The sequence below is a fragment of the Caulobacter sp. genome, from assembly GCF_049283275.1.
GTDB lineage: Bacteria > Pseudomonadota > Alphaproteobacteria > Caulobacterales > Caulobacteraceae > Caulobacter.
Genome location: NZ_JBAPVS010000158.1, coordinates 1 through 8509, shown reverse-complemented (window position 1 = coordinate 8509; position 8509 = coordinate 1). Strand labels below are relative to the sequence as shown.

Annotated in this window: 5 protein-coding genes and 1 pseudogene; 5 read left to right on the top strand and 1 reads right to left on the bottom strand. The window is 66.8% G+C overall.

Translation table 11 applies throughout. The annotated features are described in order from the left end of the window. Positions 1-264 (bottom strand): annotated as a pseudogene (locus WAL33_RS08605) (alpha/beta hydrolase); the annotation flags it as partial. Between the two features lie 767 nt (positions 265-1031). On the opposite strand from WAL33_RS08605, the gene WAL33_RS08600 reads away from it, so the two are divergent. The 5 genes from WAL33_RS08600 to WAL33_RS08580 all read left to right on the top strand — a co-directional run bounded on the left by WAL33_RS08600 (position 1032) and on the right by WAL33_RS08580 (position 8138). After that, positions 1032-2189, top strand: coding sequence for a glycoside hydrolase family 68 protein (locus WAL33_RS08600; protein ID WP_422180427.1), 1158 nt, complete (start codon positions 1032-1034; stop codon positions 2187-2189). 2 nt (positions 2190-2191) lie between these two features. After that, positions 2192-3094: an ROK family protein gene (locus tag WAL33_RS08595; protein ID WP_422180425.1), complete on the top strand. Its 903-nt coding sequence runs from the start codon at positions 2192-2194 to the stop codon at positions 3092-3094. A 77-nt stretch (positions 3095-3171) separates the two neighbouring features. Continuing rightward, positions 3172-4512: a hypothetical protein gene (locus tag WAL33_RS08590; RefSeq protein ID WP_422180429.1), complete on the top strand. Its 1341-nt coding sequence runs from the start codon at positions 3172-3174 to the stop codon at positions 4510-4512. Positions 4513-4601: 89 nt separating this feature from the next. Continuing rightward, positions 4602-5654: a LacI family DNA-binding transcriptional regulator gene (locus tag WAL33_RS08585; RefSeq protein WP_422180423.1), complete on the top strand. Its 1053-nt coding sequence runs from the start codon at positions 4602-4604 to the stop codon at positions 5652-5654. Positions 5655-6098: 444 nt separating this feature from the next. After that, positions 6099-8138, top strand: a complete 2040-nt coding sequence (locus WAL33_RS08580; RefSeq protein ID WP_422180422.1) for a TonB-dependent receptor — start codon at positions 6099-6101, stop codon at positions 8136-8138. Positions 8139-8509 lie beyond the last annotated feature (371 nt).

The window sequence follows — 8509 nt, the reverse complement described above, 5'->3', positions numbered from 1 at the left end:
GCCCAACGGTCCGCGAATCTGGCGCGTCGTGACGGGGGGCGCGGTCAGGAAGGGCGCTCCGGGCGGCGGCGCCTTTCGCAGAAGGGCGACGATGTCCTGCTCGGTCATCGACGGGATCTTGATCCGCTCCGGATGGGCCAGCGGTCCCCGCAGCTGGGGATCCACGGCGCTCAGCTCCGCGGCGAGCGGTTGGGCTTGTCCGGAGCCGCCCGCCGCCAGGGCGGCGATGGCCAGGGTCGCGCCCGCGAAGCCTCGACGGGTCATTGGGTGTCTCATCGTTTCCTTCCGCATGTCCTGGCCTGGTGCGCGGCGCCGCGCCGCCCCCGGGGATCTTTGATCGACCATACGATGAGTGAGGCGAAGTCAGCAATCGGTTGCGTCTCGTCGAACGTTTATGAGAGGCAGGCGCTGGCGAGGGCTTTTAGCATGGCGACAGTGGTTGCCCGTATTGACCAGCAAACGATTGCGTGAAATGTCTGGTGCAGACGCCGCCGAACGCGGCGACCCACCGCGAGTCATTCTTGAAAAGCGTTTTCGATGCCGGCTTATCCTTCGAGGCCCTGTGGCCGGCGCGACGCGCAGAGGAGAAGGCGGGGTTGGAGGCCATGGAGGGCGCGCAGGCCGAGGCCGCGCGCTGCTCTCGAAAGATCGCCTTACCTGCGAGGCGGCTGCCCCCGCGAAGATTGTCCTGCCATCTTCGCGGGGGGCTTTTTGCACGCGGCGTCATGGGCGTGAGGCCGTCGCGCGGCCTTCGCCGAGGCGCCGGTTTTCCAAGGGCGAGTTCGGGAGGGCGATCATGCGACGCGGTCGGCGCAAGGTCGCGGAGAGGACCTCTTGAGCGCGCTGGATCCGGGTCCCGATCGATCCTGGCGTCGTCGACGCGGCGCGCTGAGCTCGGGTCGTCGTGTTCCGTCGCCCGCTGCTTGTGAAATAGGCTTCCAAACGCGTGGCAATCGTTTGCCACATCGGTTCGTTTCTTCTACACCCGCGCAGTTGGGGCGGGCTTGCTTCCAGCCGGACCAGGAGAGCGCATGTCCAGTTCTTTTCCCTCGGCGGTCGCCGGTGAGCGCGCTTCCCCGGATCGTTGGAAGCCCGACCACGTGGCGCGGATCGACGGCGGCCGCCTCTGCGCGGCGCCGCTGATCGTCGAGGCGGACATCGAACGCATCGCGCCCGACCTGGACATCTGGGACGCCTGGCCCGTCCAGACCGCGGCGGGCGCGCCGGTCGAGTTCGGCGAAGGCGTGACGCTGTGGATGGCCTTGGGCGCGCCGCGTTTCGACGATCCCGACTCCCGGCACGGGCACGCGCGCATCCACCTGCTTCAGCACGACGCCCGAGGCTGGTCCCACCGGGGGCCGCTGATGCCGGAAGGCTTTTCTCCCGGCAGCCGGGAATGGTCCGGATCAGCGGTGCTGGACGATGATCAGCGCACGCTGACTCTGTATTTCACCGCCACCGGCCGACGGGGCGAGGAGGCGCTGACCTTTGAACAGAGGTTGTTCAGCGCCCGCGCCACCCTCGAACGGATCGGCGAGCATTCGAGGTTCTCCGATTGGCGGGAGCTGCGCGAGATCGTCGCTCGCGACCCCGAGCACTACATGGCCAGCGACGGCGGTGTGGGCGTCATCGGGACGATCAAGGCCTTCCGCGACCCGGCCTATTTCCACGATCCCAGGGACGGGGCCCACTACCTGTTCTTCGCCGGTTCCGCGGCGGGGGCGGGGTCGGCGTTCAACGGCGTGATCGGCGCGGCGGTGTCTGGAACGGGGGAGCCGGGCGATTGGCGGCTCATGCCGCCGCTGATCGACGCCACCGACGTCAACAACGAGCTGGAGCGGCCGCATGTCATCATGGCCGGCGGCCTGTACTACATGTTCTGGTCGACCCAGACCCATGTCTTCGCGCCGGACCTGAGGCACGCGCCCACCGGGCTGTACGGCATGGTCTCCAGCAGCCTGGACGGCGGTTGGCGTCCGCTGAACGGCGATGGACTGGTCTTCGCCAATCCGCCGGCCGCGCCGCGCCAGGCCTATAGCTGGCTTGTGCTGCCGGACCTCTCGGTGATCAGTTTCATCGACGATTGGGGCCGCGGCCAGCAGGATGATGGCGCCCGACGGTTCGGCGCCACGTTCGCCCCGACGCTCCGCCTGCGCCTGAGTGGCGACCAGGCCGATCTGGAGGTCTAGAGGTGGCGGGGCGATCCCTCTTCGCCGGTGTCGAGCTTGGCGGCACCAAATCGATCGCGGTGCTGGCCGCCGGTCGCGACATCCTCGAGCGCCAAGTGGTGGCGACGACGACGCCGGACGCCACCCTGGGGGCCTTGGCCACGACGCTGGAGCGCTGGACGCGCGAGCATCCCATCGCTGGCCTTGGGATCGCGTCGTTTGGCCCCATACAGCTGGACGCCGCGGCGGACGACCATGGCCACATGCTGGCGACCCCCAAGCCGGGCTGGAGCCATGCGCCGGTCGCCCCGGTCCTCACGCGGGCCTTTCCCGGTCCTTGGGCGCTCGACACCGACGTCAACGGCGCGGCCCTGGCTGAATACGACTGGGGCGCGGGCAAGGGGTGTCGATCGCTCTGGTACCTGACGCTCGGCACCGGCGTGGGCGGGGGGCTCGTCGTCGACGGCCGCGCGGTCCATGGCGCCATGCACCCGGAGATTGGACATCTGAAGCTGCGGCGCGCGCCTGGCGACACCTTCGCCGGCGCCTGCCCCTTTCACGGCGATTGCGTGGAAGGGCTCATTTCGGGACCGGCGCTGGCGGGTCTGTTCGAAGGCGACCCGGCCAAGGTCGGGGATGATGACCCTCGGTGGGATCATGTCGCCCACACCTTGGCCGAACTCGTCGGCGTCTTGCTCCTGACGACCTCGGCCGACCGGGTCCTGATCGGCGGCGGGATCGCGATCGCCCGGCGTCAGTTGCTGCCCCGGGTTCGGGCCAAGGTTCTCGAGCGTCTGGAATCCTATCTGCCCTTCGTGACACCCTCGAGCGTGGACCGGATCATCGCCGCGCCCGCGCTGGGCGCGGACGCGGGGCCGCTCGGCGCGGTGGCCCTGGCGATCAGAGCCGCGGAGCGAACACCCTAACCGGAGAGGGCCGCCTTGCGGTCGATGCTCGATTTTCCAATTACAAACAATAACATCGGGAGAGAGACGTGAAGTACATGGTTCTGGCTTTGACGACGTCGATCATGGCTCTGCAGGCGACGTCCGCACTTAGCGCCCCGACGGTCGCGCCGCTGAACGCGGGGGCGGCCAAGGTCGATATCACCCCGACCAAGGCCCAGCTTCCCAAGGGCTATGACGGGATCAACGACCCGATCTATGTCCGCGCAACCGTGCTCGAGCACGACGGTCAGAAGGCGGCCCTGGTGAGCGTGGATATCGGTGGCATGCCCGACTCCGTCTGGGCCGCCGTCGTCCAAGGCGCGCAAAGCCTCGGCATCCCGTCGGCGAACCTGATGCTGACCGCCACACACTCCCACAGCGTGCCGCGCGGCGTTCCCCAGCTCGACGAGAAGATCGTGACGGCCCTGCGTCAAGCCGCGGCCAAGTTGCAGCCGGCCACGATCGCGTACGGCCAAGGCGTTTCCTACATCAACATCAACCGCAACATCATCGACCCCAAAACCCATCGCTGGTGGGAAGGGCCCAACTATGAAGGCCCGTCCGACAAGACCGTCGGCGTGGTGAGCATCACCTCGGCGTCGGGTCAGCCGATCGCGGTCTACTACAACTACGCCGTCCATGCGGTGTTGAACGGGCAGCTGGACATGGTCAGCGGGGACATTCCCGGCGCCGCCTCGCGCTACATCGAAGACTCCCTGGGAAGCGGCGCGGTCGCGATCTGGAGCGAAGGCGCAGCCGGCGACCAGAACCCGATCTTCTTCCAGCAGACCTATGACCTGCGAAATATCCGGATCGCCGCCTACGCCAAGCGTGGGGAGGACATCAGCAATGCGATGCCGCCCGGCGGCCAAGGCCTCGACAGGAAGGATCCCCAAGTCGCCCGGCTGATGGCTCAGCAACGGCAGATGGTCGATTCGATGGGGCAGATGCTTGGCGAGGAAGTCCTGCGCGTGGGCCGTGACGTCCTGGATCGGCCGGAGGTCAATCCTCGCATCTTCGGCGCCTCCAAGACGGTGACGTGCCCGGGCCGCGTGCGCACGGACAAGGGCCGGGCCGGCTACCCCGGAACCTATGCCGACGGACCCGACGTGCCGATTCGTCTGAGCCTGTTGAAGATCGGGGGCATCGAGATCGGCGGGGTCAACGCCGAGGTCTTCAATCCCATCGCCCTGCGCTTCAAGGCCAGGAGCGGATCCAGCCGCGCGATGATGGCGACCCTGACCAACGGAATGGCGCCGTCCGGCTATATTCCCCACGATGAGGCCTTCGGCCAGAACACCTTCGAGGTCGTGTCCTCCAGGCTCAAGCCGGGTTGCGCCGAAACCGCGATCATCGAAGGCCTGCTGGACCTGGAGCAAGCCTCGGAATCGAACTAACTTCTTCGCGGCCACGTTTGCGCGGCGACCTTGACGAAGAAGCGTCATTGGCGTCCGCTGAACGGTCTAAGCTTCTCCCTGAGGTTGCCTTGCCCCCCAAGATTCGGTCCGAGTCCAACCAGGCCGGCGCACGACCTCAGAATATCCAGGAGCTGGCGAAGATCGCCGGCGTGTCGACGGCGACGGTTTCTCGGGCCCTGACGGGCGCCGGGCACCTGTCGCCGGCGACCCGGGAGCGCATCCAGAAGCTGGCCGCTGACCTGCAGTTCAAACCCAGCACGACGGCGCGCAACCTGAGGATCGGGCGGACGGGGGCCATCGGCGTCGTGGTCCCCATCGGACACGAGCGGACCCAGCACCTGTCCGACCCCTTCTTCATGACCCTGATCAGCCACGTAGCCGACCGGCTGGCTGACCACGGCTATGACGCGCTGCTGAGCCGCGTCGTGCCCAGTGATGTCGACTGGCTGGATCGCATCGCCCAGTCGGGGCGCGTGGACGGGATCATCGTCATCGGGCAATCCGACCAGGCGCTCGTCCTCGATCAGATCGCAAGGGCCTACAAGCCCATGGTCGTTTGGGGCGCTCATATCGAAGGGCACGCCTATCGCACGGTCGGCAGCGACAACCGCCTGGGCGGGCGGATGGCGACGGAGCATCTGCTGGCCCAGGGCTGTCGCAAGCTGGCTTTTTTCGGCGACCCCACCGTTCCCGAGGTCGAGGAGCGCCTGCGGGGCTTCCGCGATGCGCTGAAGGCCGCCGGCGACGGCGTGGCCGGCGCGCTCCTGCCGGTTCACTTCGTGCCGGACATGGCCTTGGCGACCATCTCCGACTATCTGGGCATCGCCGATCGGGTCGACGGCATTTTCGCCGCCTCCGACACGATCGCCATGATGACCATTCAGGCCCTGGCCGACCACGGCCGGTCGGTGCCCGCCGACGTCAAGGTCATCGGATTTGACGACCTGGAGATCGCGCGCCACACCCTGCCGCCCCTGACATCGATCCGGCAGGATCTCGGGCGAGGCGCCCAAGCGCTGGTCGAGACGCTGCTTGCCCTGATGCGCGACGAGGCCGCCGCCTCGGTTCTTCTCGCGCCGACCCTCACCGTACGCGCCTCGACGGCCTCGACTCCGGACTGACATGAGGATGACGGGCGCGCGGGAGCGCCCGGTGGAGATCGCGCCCGCTCGCCGGTGCTCCTCCGCCATCCGACAATCGCGCTGCAATCGATTGTCTTGAGGTCTGGGATTCGCCCGCCAGGACCGGCCAAAGCGCCGCGACTCCCAATATCCGCCCCTTGTGGCGCACCGGAAGCGCTGCCGAACGGTCGATATCGCCCCTGATTTCAGAGTTTAGTTGACCGGCAATCGTTTGCACGTCACTGTCCAGGTGTCGCCAGCAAGCAAACATCAAGGGCTGAGGCGTAACTCCCGCCAACGGACGAGCGGGGGAGGAGCGACGTAACGCGCTCAGACGTTAGGGGAGAAACAGGGATGCAAAATCGGAAGTGGCTCGCGGTCAGCGCGACGGCCTTGGCTGTGAGCGCGTCTTGGGGCGCCGCACATGCGCAGCAGGCCGCGGGCGTGCAAGATGATCCCCGGCATGCCGCCGGTGAATCCACCAGCACCGTTCAAGAAGTCGTCGTCACCGCCTCGAAGACCGGTGGGCAGACGCTCCAGACCGTCCCGATGGCGATCCAGGCGTTTTCGGGCGAAGAGCTGAAGGCGCGCAATATCGGCAACGTCGGCGACCTGGTGTCGACCATCCCCGGCGCCTTCGAAGGCTTCCGCCAATCGGTGGGCTCGCGCTTCTACAATCTGCGGGGCGCCGTCACCCAGAACGGTGACTCGCCGCTCGGCTACTATCTCGACGACGTTCCGTTCATCGTCACCAACTTCGGCATCGCGCCGCCGGTGCGGTTCATCGACATGGACCGCGTGGAAGTCCTGCGCGGGCCCCAAGGGACGCTGTACGGCCAAGGCTCGTCGGGCGGCGTGTTCATCTTCCACACACGCGATCCCAATCTCAGCGAGATCGAATACGCCGCCGAAGGCGAAAGCGCGAGCACGCGGGGCGCCGAGGGCTTGAACTACGGCGTCTCGGGCGCGGTTTCGGTGCCGATCATCAAGGACAAGCTGGCGATCCGCATCAGCGGCGGCACCGCGCGCGACGCCGGGTGGGCTGACGCCTATTACGGGCCCTATGACGGCACGCCCGACCAGAAGGGCGTCAACAAGGCCAAGAACGACGACCTGCGCCTCGTCGCCCTGTTCCGCCCGGCCGACAATGTCGAGATCCGCGCCCAATACTGGCACTTCCAGCCGCGGCAGGACTTCACCGGCTTCACGGCGTCGGTCAAGCCGCCCTATTTCCAGAACACCGCGGGCCAGCAAGGCTTCTCCAACGGCGACTTCAAGCTGTGGAGCCTGGCGGCGAAGGTCGACTTCGACGGCTTCTCCGTCACCAGCGCGACCAGCAATCTGGAGGGTGATTTCGGGATCAACATTCCGCAGTCGCCGTCGGGGCACTTCTCCAGCCGGTTCCTGCCCAAGATGTTCGCCGAGGAAATCCGCGTGAACTCCACGACCGAGGGCCCTCTGCACTGGGTCGCTGGCGCCTCCTACCAGGACGGCGAGGGGCCGCAGGTCAACGCGCTCGTTCGTCCCGGCGTGAACATCAACGCCAGCAACAACACGCTCACCAAGAACTACGCCTTCTTCGGCGAGGTCAGCTATGACCTGTTCGACGGCAAGCTCGTGCCGCTGGTCGGGTTGCGGACCTATCACGACGATCGATCCTTCTCCGATGGGGCCACATCGGTGCCCACCGATGCCGACGTCAACACCTGGCGGCTCAACCTCGCCTATCTGCCCACCGACAATCTGACGATGTTCTTGTCGGCCTCCACGGGCTTCCGTCCGGGCATCGTCCAATCCCGCGTGCAGGTCCAATCCCTGACCTTGGCCGGCGTCCCGGTGTCGGTGGCCCTCGAGCCGGAAGAATCGAAGAACTACGAGTTCGGTCTCAAGTGGCGCAATGACGACAGGTCGTGGACGGTCGGCCTGAACCTCTATCAGCTCGAATACACCAACCTCCAGACCTCGGTCACCGGCGGCATCGAGGGGGTGAACGGCTTCGCGAACTTCGGCGACGCCACCACCAAGGGCGTGGACATCGAGCTTCATTGGCGCACGCCGATCAAGGGCCTCGGCGCCGGGTTCGTGGCCAACTTCAACGACAGCAAATACGACACCGTGAACGCCGTCGTCGCCAAGGCGCAACCTCTGCTGCGGCCGGGCTCGCGTCTGCTCAACACGCTCGACCAGAACTATCGCTTCGATATCAACTACAGCCGCGATCTACCCTACGGTCTGGAAGGGTTCGGCAATTTTGCGGTCAGCCACAGCGGCGATCGTATCCAGACCAACGGGTTCACCTCGCGCCCCTACGATCAGCTGAGCACCACGATCGGCGTGCGGCGTGATCAGTGGGAATTCGCCTTCGTCGGCAACAACCTCGCCGATGAGCGCGGCCCGACCTTCGTCGGCACCAACGGGCCCCTGTCGGGTTCCGGTCCCACGCCTCGAACCCTGGGCTTCCGCCTTCGCGTCACCTCCCAGTAAGCTCGGGCGTCACGGCTTTCGCGCCTCTTGACCGGCGCTGACGCCGACGAGTTTACACCATCGGCCCGCCGCTTATGCGGCGGGCTTTTTTTTGTCGCTCAAGGTCCTGACGAGGGGGTTCGCCCCTGGCCGGGTCGGGACCTTCGCGGCCGGCCCAGGGAACGCCGGCCTTAGACCATGGTCGCAGTAGGAACGTGCGCCAAAATGTGGAGGCTGGATCGCAAAGGCGGACCGCAAGCGCGGTTCGGGAGGTTGCCTCATGCTTGTCCGGGCCGTCGCCCTCGCCCTCGCGGCGTTCTTGGCCGGCGCGCCGCTTGCGGCGTCGGCGCAGATCCCGTCGGCGATCGCCGGCGGCCCGGCGACGGTTGCGC

Coding starts and splice junctions, on each gene's coding strand:
- WAL33_RS08590 (WP_422180429.1), top strand. CDS start 3,172: ATGGTTCTGGCTTTGACGACGTCGATCATGGCTCTGCAGGCGACGTCC.
- WAL33_RS08600 (WP_422180427.1), top strand. CDS start 1,032: ATGTCCAGTTCTTTTCCCTCGGCGGTCGCCGGTGAGCGCGCTTCCCCG.